Origin of the sequence: Caulobacter vibrioides OR37, from assembly GCF_000372645.1 — a bacterium.
Classification (GTDB): Bacteria; Pseudomonadota; Alphaproteobacteria; order Caulobacterales; family Caulobacteraceae; genus Caulobacter; species Caulobacter vibrioides_E.
Genome location: NZ_APMP01000013.1, coordinates 1 through 18253, shown reverse-complemented (window position 1 = coordinate 18253; position 18253 = coordinate 1). Strand labels below are relative to the sequence as shown.

Genomic DNA, 18253 nt, shown 5'->3' with positions numbered 1-18253 from the left:
AGCGCCATTCGCGAAGCACGGCCTCGATCCACACGCAAAGAATGGCTAGCGCCGAGCCGGGCGCGCCCGCCTTACCGGGCGGGCGCGCGCTCCGACTTGAGGAGGTTCTCACCCGTGCTCGGCAAGCCCATCACGGCCGCCAGGGTCGGGGCGATGCTCTCCATGCGGATGACCCCGAGATCGCGCCCCTTGGGAATATCGGCGCCCTGGATGAAGAACGACGAGCGCATTTCCGGATAGCTGGCGGGATAGCCGTGCATCCCCCGATAGCGGCTCGGCGACACCGGCGGCGCATTGGCGTCGCGGCCCATCTCGAAACCGATCTCGAAGCCGACGCGGAACGCGGGCGCGTGGCCCGCCGCGTAGGCCGGCGTCTCGGTGAGGTCGTCCACCTGGCGGATATGGAACGACGCGTCAGTCTTCAGCGTGGAGAGGAACGCGCGAACCCGGCCGCGCAGGTCGGGATCCTCGGGCCGGGCCAGATACACCGCGGCCGTCGCGCCGCCCCATGGCAGGGCGTCCCAGGACTCGACCTGGCTCTTGTCGGCGCTGAACCGCGCCAGACCCTCGTCGGCGAAGGCCTTCAGCAGGTTCACGTCGTCGTGCAGCGGCGCGAAGCCGTGGTCGGACACCACCGCCACCACGGCGTCGGGATCGGCCGCCTTGGCCGCCTCGGCCAAGTCGCGGACGACCTGGTCGACATTGCGCAGGGCCGCCTTGGCCTGCGGGCTGCCCGGACCGAACAGGTGCTGGGCCATGTCGAAGGCCGAGAAGTTGATCAACAGAAGTCGGGGACGCCGCGACTTCAGGATCTCGGCGGCGAAGCGGCCCGCCACGCGATCGGAGTCCGGCATGTGCATGATCGCCTGGGCGAGCTTGAAGCCGGTCTTCTTCTCCAACTCGTCGACCAGGCCGGGCGTCGACATGGCCCGGATCAGCTTGACGTCCTCCGGGGTCTGATCGCGCCAATAGAGGGGGATGTTGTAGTCGATGTCGGCCCCGACCGTGACGGGCCAGTTGACGCTGGCGACCTTGCCGCCGGCTTGCCGGACCTGGGTCCACAGCGTCGGGGTCCGGATGTCCTGCGCGTACCAATAGAATTGGTTGGCGCCCGGATGGATGGGATCGAACACGATGTTGTCGATGACGCCATGCTGTTCGGGCGCGACCCCGGTGACCAGCGAGACATGGTTGGGCAGGGTCAGGGTCGGGGTTTCGTTGCGAACCGAGTCCGCGTAGCTGCCTCCGCTCAGAAACCCGCGAAGATAGGGCAGGTCCGGATCGCCGGCGTTCGGGTCGGTGATCTCGCTGGGGCGCATCCCGTCGATCGAGATCACCACCAGCGAATGGCCCTTGGCCATGGCGTTGGACGCCATCGTCAGCGCGGCGACCATGGCCGCGAACCGCATCAGCGAACGCATCGGACTCCCCCTCGTTTTGAAGCTCTCTCAATATATGAACTTAATATATGTCACACGTATGATTATATATGTTGATTGGAATGAGGGTTGGCGCGGGACGCGCCGCCCGGCATGATCGCGCCTCGCGCGTCGATGGAAACCCCCGGCTCGGGCGGTCCGCGGACCTGGGCGCGTATCGGAGTTTTGGATGGAACAGAAGAAAGACGGCAAGCGCGGCTTGGGGGCGCTGAGCCTGCAGGTGCTGCGGACCTTCGTGACCGTCGCCGAGACCGGCAGCTTTTCCAACGCCGCCAAGCTGCTGGAGATCGCCCAGCCGACGGTCTCGTTCCAGATCGCCGCCGTGGAGGACATGCTGGGCGCGACGCTGTTCCACCGCCGTCCCAAGCCCGAGCTGACCTCGATCGGCCGGGACGTCTATACGCGCGTGCGGATCATCCTGAGCCGCGTGAACGAGCTGGAGGCCAGCCTCGACCAGTTCAAGCAGCTGGAGCTGGGACAGATCCGGATCGGCATCAGCGCGCCCCGCTGCGCCATGTCGCTGATCGGCGCCTTCATGCGCGCCCATCCGGGCGTCGACGTCCACACCATCGCCGGCAATTCGGACGATCTGCTGGGCCTGCTGGAGCAGAACCGCATCGACATCGCGGTCGCCGGCCTGCCCCAGGCGGTGACCGACTTCAACTGCCGCCTGATCGAGGCCATCCACCTGTGCGCCTGGCTGCCGGCCGGCGACGCGCTGGCGGGCCGCTCGGCGATAGACCTCGACACCGTCGCCGCCCTGCCCCTGGTCATGCGGGAGCAAGGATCGATCACGCGACGGATCTTCGAGAGCGCCTGCGCCGAAAAGAACCTGACGCCCGACATCCGCCTGACCCTTCATGGCCGCGAAAGCGTTCGCGAAGCGGTCGCGGCCGGCGTCGGCGCGGGGATCGTCTTCAACTCCGAAGCCAATTTCGACTCCCGGGTCAGCTTCATCCCGATCGAGCCGCGGATCGTCGCGGGCACCTATCTGATCTATCCGGAAACGCTGAGCGACCTGCCCGCCGTGCGCGCCTTCGTCGACCTGACCGAGCGCAAGCAACCTGGCTCGCCGTCGCTTTTGCCCGCCGCGCAAGGCGCCCGCGCCGACCGCCCCGCCGCTTCAGTCGCCTGACAGCAGGCGATCGACGATCGGCGTGGCGCGACGCCCGATCAGCTTTTGTCCGATGTCGGATGGATGAAGGCCGTCGACCAGCAGGCCGGCGTCCGCTTCGCCGAGCAGCGCGCGGCCGTCGCGATAATGCAGCCGCCGATCGCCCCCGGCCCGGCGCCGCTCGACCAGACCTTCGAGCACGTGTCGGGTCGAGGCCCCGGTCAGCGCGCCCTCGGCCAAGCCGGCGGGACGGGACACCGCCTCGATCCCCCGCGCGCCGCGTCGCGCCGGTCCGGGATGGTTTTCGAGGACGCCCGCGTAGAGCGGCGAGATGACCAGGATCGGAACATCCGGGCGCGCGTCGCGAATGATGTCGAGAAAGGTGTGGACCGCTGGAATGAAGGCGCGCTCGCGCATGGCGTCGCTGCTGACCACGTTGACGCCGATTTCCAGCGTCAGGATGTCGGCGTCGCTTCGCGCCAGGGCCTGGGCGACGAAGCCCTCCAGCAGGCAGTTGCCGCTGTAGCCCAGCGAGGTGAGATCCAGGTCCAACGCGCGCGCCACGATGGCGGGCCAGCAGTCGCTGGGGCCATCGGCCTCCTTGCCGTGGCTGATCGAGCTGCCGTAGTGCAGCCAGGATCGCCGGCCGGGAGATGGCGGCGAGGCCGTCGCCTCCGCGTCGATCCGCAGGGCCTTCAGGGTGATCGCGGCGTTTTGGGGCAGCCACAGTTCCAGCCGCTTCGGCCCCGGCGGCAAGCCCTCGAAGCGAAGGCGGGTCGTCGGTCCCGCCTCCTGGATCACCCCCGGCGGCGAGGACCCGAAATCGACCAGCAGCGTCGGCCCTTCGGACACGACGCGGCGCTCGAACAGGCGATCGTCGACGAAGAGGTCGAAGGCCACCGTCCGACGTTCGCCCCCGACATAGCGCAGGCCCGCCGCCTCGACGTCCAGCTCCAGCGCGCGGGTGTCGCTGTCGACCCGCAGTCGCATCCCGGCCGCCATGCTCGCCGTCAGCACCAACTGAGGATCGGGGTCCCGTCCCTCGGCGGCGGCCGGCAGCCGCGATAGACGAAGGCCCTCAGAGGTTCGCGCGCGGCTCACGACGCCGCGAACGAGATCGTCTGTCGGATCCAGGTTCCGCACGGTCTCAAGGCTCCGGAAGCGGGCTATGACAAAGGCGTCCGGCCACGGCGTCGCGCCGTGACCGGACCTTCGATCAATAGCGCAGCTTGAAGGTCGCGCCATAGGATCGCGGTTCGCGGAAGAACCGGATCTGGTCGCCATAGGCGCCGCTCTGCGAATAGACCTGGTTCAGATGGTCGGCGAGGTTGGCGCCGAACACCGTCAGCGACCAGCGCTCGTCCATGGCCGCCACGCCGATCTTGGCCTCGATGGAGCTGTGACGGGGGATATATTCACGCGCGACATTGACCACGTTGGAATAGGACGAGGTCTCCATGGAATAGCCGCCGCCGACAAAGGCGTTCAGCGTCCCCGTGATCGGCCGCTCATAGGTCGCGGCCAGATACAGCTTGTAATCCGGCGCGTAGGGCAGCCGGTTGCCGGTGCAGCTGGTGTTGAGGCCGTTGCAGTTCGCGAATTCGGTGAACCGGGCGCGGTTATAGGTGAAGTTGGCGGTCAGGCTCAGGCCTTGCAGCGGGATCGCCTCCAGCTCGGCCTCGACGCCCTTCGAGCGGGCCTTGCCGGCGTTGGCCAGGCGCGCGACCGACGATCCGGTCACGGTGGGGGTCCACTGCGACACCTGGAAGCCGGTGAAGTCCTCCAGGAAGCCGGTCACGTTGAACCGCAGGCGGCGGTCGAACCATTCGGACTTGAGCCCGATCTCGTAATTGACCGAGGACTCGTCGCCCAGCCGCAGCCCCGCGTCGAACACCGCCTGGGTGACGACGCCGGTGTTCCAGCCGCCCGCCTTGAACCCCTTGGACGCGCTGGCGAACAGCGTCGTGTCGCGGGTGGGGTGATAGCTGATCGAGACCTTGGGCGTGAACGCCGTGAAGGTCTGCTTGTCGGTCTGGTCGGGGAACTGGCCGAAGGCGGCGTAGGCCAGGTTGGCCGCGTTGGTCGGATCGGCGCGCAGAGGATCGTTTTCCGAGAAATGCTCCAGCGTCTTGCGGATCACCGAATAGCGCCCGCCCGTCTCGATCTCGACATTGGACGCGGGCCGGTAGAGCAGCGAGCCGTAGGCCGCGTAGGACTGGTCCGACACCGTCGCGGGCGCGCGGATCACGGTGTTGTTGTAAAGCCGCAGCGGCGAAACCGACACGGCGGCGGGAATGACGGCCTCGGCGACGCCGCGGCTCCAGAAGGTCAGGGCCGCGAATTCCGAACCCAGATAATAGCGGGTGTTCGCGCCGTTCTTGCCGTCCTGGAAGTACAGGCCGGCGATGAAGCTGAGCGGCTGGGCCGAGTCGCTGGCCAGGCGCAGTTCCTGGCTGAATTGGCGCGAAGTCTGGTTGAGGTCGTAGACCCGGCCCGAGGCCGGCAGGTCGGTGGCGTCGGAAATCTGCTGGAAGCGCTCGGACTGATAGGCGCTGATCGAGGTCAGCTTGAGCCCGTCGCCCAGACGCCAGTCGACCGTGCCGATGAAGAATTGCGACCGCCCCGTCTCGCCCTGGTCGCTGCCGTCGGCGATCTGCAGGGCGCCCGGCAGCGGCAGACCGCTGAACTTCGGATAGAGCTTCTGGAAGCTGGCCCATTGGGCCGGCGACCAGACGCCGATGGTCCAGATCGACTTGTTGTCGTCCCACAGGCCCGAATACTGCAGATTGATATCGACATTGTCGTTCGGCTGATAGCGCAGCTGGGCCCGCGCGGACTTGCGATCGACCCCGCCATAGGCGCGGTTGAGATAGATGTTGTCGATGAAGCCGTCCGAGGTCTCGTTGGTCAGCGTGACGGCCAGGGCCAGCTTTTCCTTGATCAGCGGCAGGTTCGCGCGCGCGCCGAACCGGCGGTGGCCGAAGCTTCCGGCCTCCGCGACCGCCTCGCCGCCCAGGGCGTTCAGGTCGGGCTTGCGGGTGGTGAAGCTGATCGCCCCGGCGTCGGTGTTCATGCCGAACGTCGTGCCCTGGGGACCCCGGAGGAATTCCACCCGCTCCATGCCCAGCAAGGTCTGGTTATCGGCATAGGACCGCTTGATATAGACGCCGTCCAGATAGGCGCCCACGCGCGCGTCGTAGCCAGGCGTGCTGGCGTAGTCGACCACGCCGCGCATGCCGATCTGGCCCACGGTCTTGGCCCGGTTGACGGCGAAGGTGACGCCCGGCGCGGCGCGCTCGAGATTGTCGAGACTGACCGCGTTCAGCTGCTCGATCCGCTTGGTGGTGAACGCCAGGATCGAGACCGGGACGGTCTGCAGCTTCTCCTCGCGCCGCTGGGCGGTGACGACGATTTCCTCGACGCTTCGCGAAGCGGTCGTCGCCGCCGGAGAGGTCTCCGGCGCTTCGGCGCGCGCCGGGCTGGCGGTCGCGGCGAGCGCGGCCGCGATGACGAAGAGCGATGGTCCGAACCTGTTCATGGAAGCCCCCAGGGTTTGCCTGACGCGCGCGGCGTCGCCTTTTGGATCGATATTGTTGATTATGATATACGTCAAAATCGATGAAACTAATGTGATGGCGCAGCGCCTGGACGCGCGCTTCACCCGAAAACCGTCCCGATACCGCCTATATTCGCCGCGACAGCGACGCGCGGCCGCTTGGCCATTCGCGTTCAGGAACACCCAATCATCGACTTATGTAATAATACCGGTATTGATATCCATAAACATGATTGATAGAGGACCTCACCAGCCCGAAGCCAGGAGCGTCCGATGACGGAGACCAAGCCCTATTTCCCCACGCTCGAGGCGCTGGACGCCTATCTGGAGGAGATGGCGAACCGCCCCTGCGAGGCGCCCGAGCTGAGCGAACTGGACCACGGCCTGCAGTGCGCCGCCGTGCTGAAGGCAATGAAGCCCGACGATGTCGAGCTGCAGGTCGCCGGCCTGCTGCACGATGTGGCGCACGGTCTGTGCCACATTCGCGACCACGCCGAGTTCGGCGCCGACGCGCTGCGCGGCCTGATGAACGATCGGGTCAACGCCCTCGTCGCCCTGCATGTCGCCGCCAAGCGGTACATGGTCACGACCCAGCCGGACTATCGCCAATGCCTGTCGCCCACCAGCGTGCGCAGCTTCGAGGCCCAGGGCGGCGACATGACCGCCGAGGAAGTCGCCCGCTTCGCCGAAGATCCTCATCGCGACGACGCCCTGCTGCTCCGCGAGGCCGATGACGCCGCCAAGGTGCTCGGCAAGGTCGTGCCGGGCCTGGAGACCTGGCGCGACGCCCTGCGCGCCTGCGCCCGGGCGGCCTAGAGCCTTATCCGCTCGAATGGAATCATTCGAGCGGAAAAATAAGGCTCTAAATCAAACATTTAGAGCGTGATAACCGCCGAAACCGCTCACACTTTCGGCTATCACGCTCTAGTTTCTGACGGCGCGCGGGGAAAACGATGGACGGCCTGAGAAACCTTCTGCGACGGCGTCCCGGCCTGGTCGCCCCCTGGGCCCTGTCGTTCGCGTTCGCGACCTATTTCTGCATGTACGCGTTTCGCAAGCCGTTCACCGCCGCGACCTACGACCATGTCGTCGGCTGGCCCTTCGCCCTGGACTTCAAGGCCACCCTGATCCTGAGCCAGGTGTTGGGCTACACCCTCTCCAAGGCCCTGGGCATCAAGGTCGTCGCCGAGGCCGGCGATCGCGGCCGCGGGTGGCTGATCCTGGGGCTGATCGGCCTGAGCGAGCTTTCCCTGGTGCTGTTCGCCGTGCTGCCGACGCCCTTCAAGCCGGTGGCCATGTTCCTGAACGGCCTGCCCCTGGGCATGATCTGGGGACTGGTCTTGCGCTATCTCGAAGGGCGGCGCACCAGCGAGATCCTGGGCGCGGGCCTGTGCACCAGCTTCATCCTGTCCTCCGGCGTGGTGAAGAGCGTCGGGCTCTGGCTGCTGGTCAAGGGCGGGGTCTCCGAGGCCTGGATGCCCGCCCTGGCCGGCGCGCTCTTCCTACCGATCATCGCCGGCGCGATCCTTCTTCTGGCCCAGACCCCAGCGCCCGACGGCCAGGACCAGGCGGAAAGGACCCCTCGCGCGCCCATGCGCAAAGCCGATCGCCAGGCCTTTTTCCACCGGCATCGGCTGGAACTGTTCCTGCTGGGCGGCGCCTTCACGATGCTGGGAGCCGTCCGCGATTTCCGGGACAATTTCGCCGTCGAGATCTGGCGCGCCTTGGGCTACGCCAAGACCCCCGAGGTGCTGGCGCTGTCGGAGGCTCCGGCCGCCCTGCTGGTGCTGGCGACGGTCGCGGTGCTGGCCCGGGTCAAGGACAACCGCCTGGCCGTTCGGCGCGTCCACCTGGCCATGCTGGGCGGCGTCGCGCTGGCCCTGATCGCCACGGTCCTGTTCCAGCTCAAGGTGATCGGCCCGATCGCCTGGATGGTCAGCCTGGGCGCGGGGATCTATCTCGGCTACGTGCCCTGCACCTCCATTCTGGCCGACCGGCTGGTCGCCGCCCTGCGCTCGGGGGGAAACACCGGCTATCTCGTGAACCTGTTCGACACCTGGGCCTATCTGGGCAGCGTCCTCATCCTGCTGGCCAAGGCGTTCGCCTGGCGGGACATGAGCGGGCCGCCATTCTTCATCGCCCTGGTCTATGCGGGCCTGCTGATCGGCGCGTTCGGCCTTCTGATCTCTTACAGCCGCTTCCGGGACCCGGGCGCCGCCCTCGTCTGACGGGTCGCCTTTAGTTCAGGCCGTTGTTCAGGCAAGGCCTCGGCGTATCAGCAGCGCGTCGATCGTCGCGTCGCGCCCCCTGAACGCGCGAAAGCTCTCGGCCGCCGTCCGGCTGGCGCCGCGCGACAGCACCGCCTCGCGGAAGGCCTCGCCCGTGGCGCGGTCGATCACGCCCGCCTCGACGAAGCGCTGGAAGCCGTCCGCCGCCAGGACCTCGGCCCACAGATAGCTGTAATAGCCCGACGCATAGCCGCCGGCGAAGATGTGCGTGAAGGCGTGGGGGAAGCGATGCCACGCGGGCGGACGGACGACCGAGACCGCGTCGCGCACCGCCTCGATCGTCGCCATGGGATCCACGCCCGCCTCGGCGAGGTGAACCTCCAGATCGAACAGCGCGAATTCGACCTGGCGCAGCACCGCCATGCCCGACTGGAAGCGCCGCGCCGCCAGCAGCTTTTCAAATATCTCGGCCGAAAGCGGTTCGTCGGTCTGGTAGTGCCCCGACATGCTGACCAGCACGGTCGGATTCCAGGCGAAGTCCTCCATCAGCTGGCTCGGCAGCTCGACGGCGTCCCATTCGAAGCCGTTGACGCCGGCGATGCTGGGCCGCTCGACCCGCGTGAACAGGTGGTGCAGGCTATGCCCGGTCTCGTGCAGCAGGGTGATGACGTCGGCGTGCGAGAGCAGCGACGGCGCCGCCTCCCCGCGCGGCGCGAAGTTGCAGGCCAGATAGGCGACCGGCGGGCTGGTCGTGTCGCCTTCGCGAAGCCTGGGTCGCGCTTCGGACATCCACGCGCCGCCCCGCTTGCCCGGGCGAGCGTGCAAGTCGACATAGAGGCCGGCGAACACGTCGCCTGTCTCGTCGGCGACGTCGAAATAGCGCGCGTCGCGATGCCAGAGCGCGACATCATCCCGGGCTTGAAGACGCAACCCGAAGAGCCGCTCCAGCAAGGCGCGCCAGCCCGCGAGCACCCGCTCGACCGGGAAATGGGCCCGCACGGTCTCTTCATCGACCGCGTAGCGCGCGGCGCGAAGACGCTCGGCGACGAAGCCGATGTCCCACGGCTGGAGGTCGTCGAGGCCGAGCTCGGACGCGGCGAAGGCTTTCAGATCGGCGAGCTCCCGTTCGGCGATCGGACGGGCGCGCGCGGCCAGGTCCCGCAGGAAGCCCAGCACCTGCTCGGCGCTTTCCGCCATCTTGGTGGCGAGCGACCAGGCGACGGGGTCGCCGTAGCCGAGAAGGGCGGCCAGCTCGCGCCGAAGCGTCAGGATGCGCGAGATGCGATCGCTATTGTCGAACAGCCCCGCCTGCGGCCCTTGGTCCGAGGCGCGCGTGCCGAAGGCGCGATAGACCCGCGCCCGCAGGTCGCGGTTCTCGGCGAAGGTCATGATCGCGCCGACGCTGGGCGCTTGCAGCGTAACCAGCCAACCCTCCAGGCCCTTGGCCTTGGCCGCGTCGGCGAACATGGCGAGATCGGCTCGCGACACGCCCGCCAGAAGCGCCGGGTCGGTGACGTGCTCGGACCAGGCGTCGGTCGCGTCGAGCACCGCGCTGGCGAAGTCGTTCGACAGCCGCGACAGCTCGACCGAGATCTCGGCGAAGCGGGCGCGCGCGGCCGGTTCGAGCGCGACGCCGGACAGCTTGAAGTCCCGGATCGCGCGCTCCACGGCCACCCGGTCGGCGTCCGGACGCGCGGCGAAGGCGGGCGTCGCCGACAGAGCGACCAGCACGTCGTGGACATCGCGGTTCTGGCGAAGGCGCGTTCCGGCCTCGACCAGTCGCTTGGTCCCTTCGGCATAGGCTTCCCGCAAGGCTGGCGTGTCGGCGACGCGATGCAGGTGCGACACCGTCAGCCACACGGCGTCGAGCCCCAGCGCGGCGCGCTCGAGCGGCATCCAGGCCGCCTCGAACGTCGTGGGTCGCTCGGCGGCCAGCCGGGCGACCACCGCGTCCTGCTCGGCGATCGCGCGGTCCAGCGCCGGCAGGATCAGGTCGGGGGTCAAGGTGTCGAACGGCGGCGGCCGGGTCGGATCACGGAGCGCTTCGGTCGTCATGACAAATTCCTTCACCGGCGCGCGGAAACCGCCGAGTCCGCGAGCCTTTTCGCCGGATGAACCATCCGAAGCGTTCAGAAAGGCTCTAAATTTCTGATTTATGAGGCATTTAAAACAGCTAACCGACTCCAAGCCATCTCAGCGGCCAGCCCCGGCGATCCAGGCGGCGACCTCTGCGCGACAGGCCGAGAAAGCCGCGTTGGACGCCCGTAGCTGCGCCACGAAGCGTTTCTCGAGCGCGGGGTGGGCCTCGGCGAACAGGCCAGGGATCTGTTCGCGCGCCGGCGCGGCGTCGACGCCCTCGCCGGCGCCGATCAGGGTGAGGATGCTGATCGCCTCGGCGTCGTCGGCCTGAGTCCATCCCGTCGCCAGCGCGGCGCGCCAGGCCCTCAGGTGGCACAGGGCGGTCAGCACCTCGGTCAGGCCGGCGCCGGCGTCCGCCAAGGGCCAAGCGGCGGCTTCGGCCACCTTTCCCAGCAGGACCAGCAGGCGGTCGTCGTTGTCCGACAACGCCACCGCCTCGCGGCGCGATCGCCGCCACGACGCCGGATCCTCGACGCCGTCGCGGTGCGCTTCGAGAAGACCTTCCAGGACCGGAGCCGCCGCCTCGGGCCAAGGACGCGAGGCGTTCAGCATCCAGCCCAGCAGCCGGGTGTCCTCGGCGACGTGGGCCCAGGCGGGATCGACCGGCGGGACGCCCAGCTGCCCGCGCAACGTCCGCATGGCCGGCGTGAGAGAAGCTTCCGTCATGCGGACGCGCCGCCCTCGACGGCTTCGTCCAGCATCATCGCCAGGCGGGTGCGGCTCTGGCCGCCGACGTGACGGGCGACCTGTTGACCGCCGCGGCGCACGATCAGCGTCGGCACGCCGCGCACCTCGAATTGCTGGGCCAGAGCCGGCGAGGCCTCGATGTCGATCTTGGCCACCGCCACGCTGTCGGCATAGGCGCGAGCGATGTCCTCGACAGCCGGCGCCATGGCCTTGCACGGCCCGCACCAGGTGGCGCTGAACACCAGCATCTGCGCGCGCTCGCCCGTGACGGCGTCGAGCGGATCGAGGCTTTCCCCCGAGATTACCGTGATATTCTCAGCCATGGCTCTGTCTTTCGTTACGCGTTGGACTGGATCAGGAAGCGGCGCCGCCGACCATCATCTGGTCGATGCGGATGGTGGGTTGGCCGACGGCGACATCGAGGTGCTGGCCCTGCTTGCTGCAACTGGCGACGCCTTCGTCGAGGCGCGGATCATCGCCGACCATCGAGATGTGCTTCAGCGCCTCGTGGCCCACGCCGATCAGCGTGGCGCCGTCCACGGGCGCGGTCAGGCGGCCGTTCTCGATCATCCAGGCCTGGGTGGTCGAAAAGTTGAAGCGACCGGTGACGATGTCGACCTGCCCGCCGCCGAAGGCGGTCGCGTAGAGGCCGTCCTTGACCGAGGCGACGATGTCGACCGGATCGTCGCGCCCTCCCACCAGGAAGGTGTTGGTCATCCGAGGCATCGGCAGGTGGGCGTAGGATTGGCGGCGACCATTGCCCGTGGGCCGCATGTTCATCAGGCCAGCGTTCAAGCGGTCCTGCAGCAGGCCCGTCAGCACGCCGTCCTCGATCAGCGTCGTGCGCTGGCCCGGCGCGCCCTCGTCATCGACCCCCAGCGAGCCGATGCTGCCCGGCACGGCGCCGTCGTCGACGACCGTGACGCCGGACGCGGCGATCCGCTGGCCCAGCTTGCCGTCGAACGCCGAGAGCTTCTTGCGATGATGGTCGCCTTCCAGCCCGTGGCCGACCGCCTCGTGGAACAGCACGCCGGGATAGCCCGGTCCCAGCACGATCGGCATGGTTCCCGTCGGCGCGGGGCGGGCGTCGAGATTGATGATCGCCATGCCGACCGCCTTGGCGATCATCGCCGCCAGCCGGTCCTCGGACAGATCCGCCGCCCCATGGCGCCCGCCCAGTCCGGCCTGGCCCCGGGCCCGGCGCCCGCCGGACTCGGCGACGACATCGACGAACAGCTGGGCCGTCGGTCGCATGTCGGCGGCGACGCGGCCGTCGAGATCGGCGACCAGGATGGCCTGATCGACGATCCTCAGGAAGGCGTTGACGCGGACGATGCGCGGGTCGGCGGCGCGAGCCCGCCGGTCGACCGTATCGAGGATCGCGATCCAGGCCGCGGCGTCGCCGGCCGCGTCCAGGTCGATGGCCGGGTAAAGCTGGTGGCCGCCCGTCGGCGCCGCCGGCGACACGCTCACCTGACCGCCCTCGCCGCCGTCGAGCGCGCGCACGGCCTCGGCCAGGGTCGCCAGGGCCGGCGGGTTCAGCGCGGCCGAATGGGCGAACGCGACCTGAGCCCCCCGCGCCAATCGCGCGCCCACGCCCTGGTCGATCTGGAACGATCCGCCGACGACGCGGCCGTCCTCCAGGCGGAAGGTCCGCGAGCGCTTGGACTCGAAGAACAGGTCGGCCAAACGCGATCCCGCCGTCGCCGAGGCGCCCAGCGCGCGCGACAGGTCCGGAAGGTCCAGCCCCGCCGGCGTCAGGATCCGTTCCCGAACCGCCTCGAAGGTGGTCATGGCGTCGGCCGTCATCCCAGGCCTCCGATCCGTAATCCGTCGATCAGGATCGATCCGGTTCTGATCGCGCCGGCGCGGTGCGTGTCGTCTCCGACCGCGACGATCGCTCGCAGCATGTCCTTGAGATTGCCGCCCACCGTCACGTCGGTGACGGCGTGAACGGTCTCGCCGTTCTCGATCCAGCTTCCCGCCACCGCGTAGGTCCAGTTGCCGGTGATCGGATCGGCCGCGCCGCCCATCAGCCGGGTGACGACCAATCCCCGCCCCATCAGACGTCGCAGGGCGTCCAGCGAGCCGCCGGGGGCGCGGCTGGACAAGCGCAGGTTCCAGGGTCCGTCGGCGTTGCCCGTCGAGACCATGCCCAGCTGCCGCGCCGAACGCGTTCGCAGGAAGTATCCTTCGACGACGCCCGCGTTGAGGATCGCCCGGCGCCGCCCCGCCACGCCTTCGCTGTCGAAGGCGCCGCTGGCCAGGCCGTAGGGTTCGGACGGGTCCTCGGTCAGGTCCAGGTGATCGGCCGCCGCCGCCTGGCCCAGAACCCCGGGCAGGAAGGTCGCGCCGCGATTTTGCGACGCGCCCGACAGCGCCGCGACCAGGGCGCCGACCAGGGCCGTGGCCACGCGGGCCTCGAAGATCACCGGGCCGGTATGGGTGACCACGGCGCGGGCGCCGAGCCGACCGGCGGCGCCTTCGGCCGCGCGGGCCGCCAGGGTCTCGATGGAGTCCAGCGCGTCGAAGCGACGGTCGATGCTCTCGGCGCTATCATTGGCGGCGCCGCTGGCGTCACGGGCCAGGGCGACCGCCCAGATGTTGTGGACCGTGGCCAGCTGGCCGCGGCGGAACCCCGTCGAGGTCGCCAGGGCGGTCGCCACCTCGCTCGACGACGCGCCGGCCGCGACGGTCTCGACGCCGATTCCGGGACCCGGACGGGCGGCGCGGATCAGGGCGTCGCCGCGCAAGGCCATGGCCCGCAGAGCGCTTATATCGAGGTCGGCGGGCGCGTCCAGGAGCGGCGAAGGCGTGTCGGCGGCCATCTGGTCGAGGTCCGGCGGCAAGCCCTCGGGATCTTCCGAGACCCGTCCCGCCAAGGCGAACGCTTCCTCGGCCGCGCGGCGCACGGCGGCGGCGTCCAGGGCCGCGGTGCTGGCCGTTCCGGCGCGGGCGCCGCGATAGACGGTCAGGGTCAGGCCCTGCCGCGCATCGCGCAGCGCCGTGTCGGTCGCGCCCTCCCGCGCGGTCACCCGCACGCCGGCGCTGGCCCGGGCCGAGGCGACGGCGTGATCGGCGCCCAAGGCGCGCGCTATCGCGACGGCGCAGGCGGCCACCTCCTCCATCTCCGCCGGATGCGCGGCGAGCAGCCTCACTGGGCGGCCTCCGCGATCGGCCGGACGACGGCGCGCCCCTCGGCGATCACCAGCGCGTGGGTGTGGTAGCGGTGCAGCCGTTCGTCATGGACCACGCTGATCAGCGTTACGTCCGGCAACCGCTCGTCGATCAGGTCGTGGAAGCGGCTGGTGTTGGCCGGATCCAGCGCGCTGGTCGCCTCGTCCAGGATCAGCAGGGTCGGCCGCTGCAGCAGGATGCGCGTCAGCGCGATCCGCTGCTGCTCGCCCGGCGAAAGCTCGTCCTGCCAGACCCGCGACACATGCATGTCTTCGGCCAGGTGACCGAGATTGACCTCTTCCAGCAGCTTGGCGATCACCGCGTCGTCATGGGCCTCCGGCGGATCGGGGAAGCAGATCCCGGCCTTCAGCGAGCCGATCGGCAGGTACAGGCGCTGCGGGACGAACATGGCCGTGGCGCGATCGGCCAGCGCGACCTGCCCCTCGCCATCGGGCCACATGCCGCCCAGGGCGCGCAGCAGGGTGCTCTTGCCCGCGCCCGACGGACCCCGGATCACCCAGCGCTCGCCGTCGCGCACCCGCCAGTCGCCGATCTCCGCCAGCGGCTCGCCGTGCGGTCGGCGCAGCAGCAGGCCCGAGGTCGAAAGCGCCACCCCCGGCGACGCGCCGGCGACGGCGACGATGCCGGACACACGGGGATTGTCGATCGCGTCGTCCAGCGCCTGCAGGCGGTTCAGATAGGACAGCTGCGTGGCCATCCGAGGATACAGATGCACGAAGAAGCCCAGGTGCGGCACCAGCTGCGAAAAGGCGTCGCGGCCGCCCATGACCTGACCGAAGGTGATCGCGCCCGCGAAGTAGCGAGGCACCAGGATGAACAGCGGAATGAGCGAGCCCAGGCGTTCGTAAAGACCGTTGGCGCCGTTCAGGCCGATCAGCGACAGGATCACCGCGCGGACGCCGCCTCGGACTTCGTGAATCGCCTTATGCAGAGCGTTCCGTTCGGCGGGCACCGCGTTGGCCAGGCCGATCTGGGCCGCGTTGCGGCGCACATGAACCAGGCCGGCGCGGAAGTCGGCCTCGCGGTGCTGCCACCGCATCATCGCCCGGATGTAGGGCTTGCCCAGCAGCACCATGATCACGCTGCTGACCAGCACATAGGCGACCGCGTACCAGACCGTGCTGCCCGGGATCGATATCGCGTGGCCCAGCAGGGTGAACTGGATCGGGCCGGCGGTCTCCAGCAAGATCATGATCGACGAGAACGCCGAGACGACCGCGCTCAACATGGTCATCATGATCGAGAGCGAGCCCAGCTCCGGATCGGTGATCAGCCTGATATCATCCGCGATCCGTTGGTCGGGGTTGTCGATCATCCGCAACCGCTCGATCTCGGCGTAGCGGTGGCGCGCCATCCATCGATCCACGTAGCGCTCGGTGAGGTGTATCCGCCAGCGCAGACAGACGCTGCGCCGAATCCAGGGCTCGACGATGACGAAGATCATCTGCATCGAGAGGATGCCGGCGAAGGTCAGCAACAGCGTGTTGAACCCCGTGATGTCGCGGTTCTCGACGCCATCGAAGAAGCGCTGCTGCCAGCGGTTCATCATGACGAACAGGTAGGCCCCGGCGAACTGGAAGACGGTGAGCGCCAACAGCGCGAGCCACGCGAACTTCCAGTCCTTGGAGCTCCAGTAATCCCACAGCAGCCTGAAGATCAGCCGCCCGCCCCTTCCCCAGGACCGCGATGACTCATGCTTCCCCTCGCGAGGGGGCTCACCGGATTGAACGGACTGCGACAGCATCAGCGGGAAGCCCTTATCAACGGAAGCGGTAGCCGACGGTCAGCCGCCAGGTGCGCGGCTCGCCGAGGGGCACGTAACTGGTGGCGGGGGTGACGCCGTAGTTCACGCGGTTGAAAATGTTGTGGACGCCGAAATTCACATCGATGTCGCGCACCGTCAGGAAGGCGTTGAGATCCACCTGATTGGTCGAGGGGATGTGATTGGCCCCGAACCGGTCGACCGCGATGCTGGACCGGCCGTAGACCCCGCCGCCGAACCCGGCGACCACGCCGTCGGCGAGACGATGGCGGTATGAGCTATAGAGGTTGTACTGATCGCGCGGCGCCATGGCGACGGTGGTGCCGTTCTTGGCGCTGGGGCTGAGCAGGCTGTAGTCGGTGCGGGTGAAGCCGCCGCTGATCAGCCAGCCCTTGATCGGCTCGCCCGAGACGCCGAGGTCGACGCCCTCGCCCAGCTGGCCCGGCACCGCGATCTGATAGCGCGGCGCGACCGGATCGTTGATCCGCAGATTGCTCTGACGCAGGCTGAACCAGGAGGCGTTGACCAGAACGCGCTTGCCGAACAGGTCGAGCTTCAGGCCAACCTCCTGGTTGCGCGTGCGGTTGTCCGGCAGCCGGTTCTGAAAGCGGTCCAGTTGAAAGCTGGGAATGAACCCGTAGGCCAGCGATCCGTAGACCGACAGATTGTCGGTGACGTTGGCGACGATCCCATAGCTGGGCGTCACCGCGCCGTTCGACTTGTTGTGCGTGGTCGGCCGACCCGCGATATCGACCGTCGCGTCCGTGGTGGTCTTCCGGGCGCTGGCCATGAAGGCCAATTTCCAGACCTTGGCCAGATATTGCCCGTAGAACGCGTTCTGCTTGCCGACGACGCGGTTCGCGAACTGATATTGGCCGGCGAGCGGATACAGCGTCCCCTGCTTGGTGATGTAATTGTAGGGGAACATGCCGGGGCCGTCGGAATAGACCGCGTCATCGGCGACGACATTGTAGTCGCTGGCCATCCCCCCCAGAACCACCTTGTGCTCCACGGGACCGGTGATCGCGGTGAACCGCGCATAGCCGTCCACCGCGTTGTTCACGCTGTGCTGCTTGACGCCGCTGCGCGACAGGAGCAGCAGCCCATTCGGCGCCAGCAATACAAACGGCGAGTATTGGCGCAGCAGCAGCGACGTGTCCTGATGCTGATAGTGTCCCGACAGCAGCAGCCAGGGCGCGACCTGCTGCTTGGCCTGCAGGTCGTAGGTCACGGCCGAGATCCGCGAGAACTGATCCTTGTCGCCGACCAGCGGATGGTCGCGATCGGTCGGATAGGGCTGGTTCGTCGCGGCGTTGAAGATGGTGTAGGGCGTCATGCCGAACACCTGCCGCCCCAGGGTGACGCTGGCGATGACGTCGGTCTGGGCGTTCTTGAAGCGCAGCGACGGCGCGAGCAGATCGTCCTGGTTTCCGCGATAACCGCCGGCGTTGTGGTCGGCGCCGGCCGCGGTGGCGATGAGGCGAGCGGTGAACCGCTTGTCGTCCGACACGGCCCCGTTGGCGTCGAACGTGACGCGCGCCGCGCCGAACGAACCGGCCTCGCCCGACACGTACAGGCGCTTTTCGGCGCTGGGCTTCTTGGTCACGATATTGACCGTGCCGCCCAGGCTGTCGCCGCCCAGCAGGATCGCGTCGGGCCCCTTCAGCACCTCCAACCGCTCGATATTGGCGATGGGCTGGGTGCTGCCGGCGGCGAAGTTGCTGCTTGACGAGGTCGGCATCCCATTGACCGCGCCGCCCGACGAGAAGCCTCGCACCGTATAGGTGACGCCGCTTTGGACCGTGGCGGTGTTGACCGTCACGCCGCCGGCGTTGCGCAGCGCGTCGGGCAGGCTCTGGGCCTGCTGCTCGGCGAGCAGTTTGGACGAGATGACCTGGGCGTTACGCGCCTGGTCGCGCAGGGACTCGCCGGTGCGGGTCGAGCCCGTCTCGCCGCGCACCAGGACGCTGGTCTCGGCCTCGTCGCGCTGGGCCACGACGACGATCTCGCTGAGGACGCCGTCCTTGTCCTCGCGAACCGCGGTGTCGGCCTGGGCCTTGGCCTTTTTCGCCTTGGCGGCGCGGCGCGCGGCCTCGCGGGCGGCGCGGGAGGCCGGCGCGGCCTCCGGCT

Annotated in this window: 13 protein-coding genes; 3 read left to right on the top strand and 10 right to left on the bottom strand. The window is 68.5% G+C overall.

Going from position 1 to position 18253, the window contains the following annotated elements; all coding sequences use genetic code 11:
- Window positions 1-71: 71 nt before the first annotated feature.
- Window positions 72-1421, bottom strand: a complete 1350-nt coding sequence (locus tag OR37_RS11475) for an alkaline phosphatase family protein (protein ID WP_004619863.1) — start codon at window positions 1419-1421, stop codon at window positions 72-74.
- Window positions 1422-1608: 187 nt separating this feature from the next.
- Here OR37_RS11475 and OR37_RS11470 point away from each other — a divergent pair, with 187 nt between their 5' ends.
- Window positions 1609-2574, top strand: coding sequence for a LysR substrate-binding domain-containing protein (locus OR37_RS11470; RefSeq protein ID WP_004619862.1), 966 nt, complete (start codon window positions 1609-1611; stop codon window positions 2572-2574).
- On the opposite strand, the gene OR37_RS11465 is transcribed toward OR37_RS11470, so the two are convergent.
- Together OR37_RS11465 and OR37_RS11460 are read right to left on the bottom strand one after the other, a co-directional pair.
- Window positions 2563-3696 carry an SGNH/GDSL hydrolase family protein gene (locus OR37_RS11465; RefSeq protein ID WP_004619857.1) on the bottom strand — a complete coding sequence of 378 codons (1134 nt, stop codon included), beginning with the start codon at window positions 3694-3696 and terminating at the stop codon, window positions 2563-2565. The two genes, OR37_RS11470 and OR37_RS11465, sit on opposite strands and share 12 nt — an antisense overlap.
- Before the next feature lie 73 nt (window positions 3697-3769).
- The gene (locus OR37_RS11460; protein WP_004619856.1) at window positions 3770-6091 is read right to left on the bottom strand and encodes a TonB-dependent receptor; all 2322 of its coding nucleotides are present in this window, start codon (window positions 6089-6091) and stop codon (window positions 3770-3772) included.
- Between the two features lie 291 nt (window positions 6092-6382).
- Here OR37_RS11460 and OR37_RS11455 point away from each other — a divergent pair, with 291 nt between their 5' ends.
- Both OR37_RS11455 and OR37_RS21825 read left to right on the top strand, forming a co-directional pair.
- Window positions 6383-6925 carry an HD domain-containing protein gene (locus OR37_RS11455; protein ID WP_004619855.1) on the top strand — a complete coding sequence of 181 codons (543 nt, stop codon included), beginning with the start codon at window positions 6383-6385 and terminating at the stop codon, window positions 6923-6925.
- 137 nt (window positions 6926-7062) lie between these two features.
- Window positions 7063-8337, top strand: a complete 1275-nt coding sequence (locus tag OR37_RS21825) for a DUF5690 family protein (RefSeq protein WP_004619853.1) — start codon at window positions 7063-7065, stop codon at window positions 8335-8337.
- Window positions 8338-8364: 27 nt separating this feature from the next.
- Here the strand turns inward: OR37_RS21825 and OR37_RS11445 are convergent, their stop codons facing one another.
- The 7 genes from OR37_RS11445 to OR37_RS11415 all read right to left on the bottom strand — a co-directional run.
- A complete protein-coding gene (locus OR37_RS11445) occupies window positions 8365-10392 on the bottom strand; it encodes a M3 family metallopeptidase (protein ID WP_004619852.1) in 2028 nt (675 codons plus the stop codon).
- 138 nt (window positions 10393-10530) lie between these two features.
- A complete protein-coding gene (locus OR37_RS11440; RefSeq protein WP_004619850.1) occupies window positions 10531-11142 on the bottom strand; it encodes a hypothetical protein in 612 nt (203 codons plus the stop codon).
- Window positions 11139-11486, bottom strand: a complete 348-nt coding sequence (locus OR37_RS11435; protein ID WP_004619848.1) for a thioredoxin family protein — start codon at window positions 11484-11486, stop codon at window positions 11139-11141. Before OR37_RS11435 ends, OR37_RS11440 begins: the two co-directional genes overlap by 4 nt.
- Before the next feature lie 31 nt (window positions 11487-11517).
- Window positions 11518-12972 carry a metallopeptidase TldD-related protein gene (locus OR37_RS11430; RefSeq protein ID WP_004619846.1) on the bottom strand — a complete coding sequence of 485 codons (1455 nt, stop codon included), beginning with the start codon at window positions 12970-12972 and terminating at the stop codon, window positions 11518-11520.
- Window positions 12969-14321, bottom strand: coding sequence for a TldD/PmbA family protein (locus tag OR37_RS11425; protein WP_004619845.1), 1353 nt, complete (start codon window positions 14319-14321; stop codon window positions 12969-12971). Before OR37_RS11425 ends, OR37_RS11430 begins: the two co-directional genes overlap by 4 nt.
- The gene (locus tag OR37_RS11420) at window positions 14318-16105 is read right to left on the bottom strand and encodes an ABC transporter ATP-binding protein/permease (RefSeq protein ID WP_004619843.1); all 1788 of its coding nucleotides are present in this window, start codon (window positions 16103-16105) and stop codon (window positions 14318-14320) included. The genes OR37_RS11425 and OR37_RS11420 overlap by 4 nt, the downstream gene beginning before the upstream one ends.
- 16 nt (window positions 16106-16121) lie before the next feature.
- A partial coding sequence (locus tag OR37_RS11415) for a TonB-dependent siderophore receptor (RefSeq protein WP_004619841.1) occupies window positions 16122-18253 on the bottom strand: 2132 nt, incomplete at its 5' end.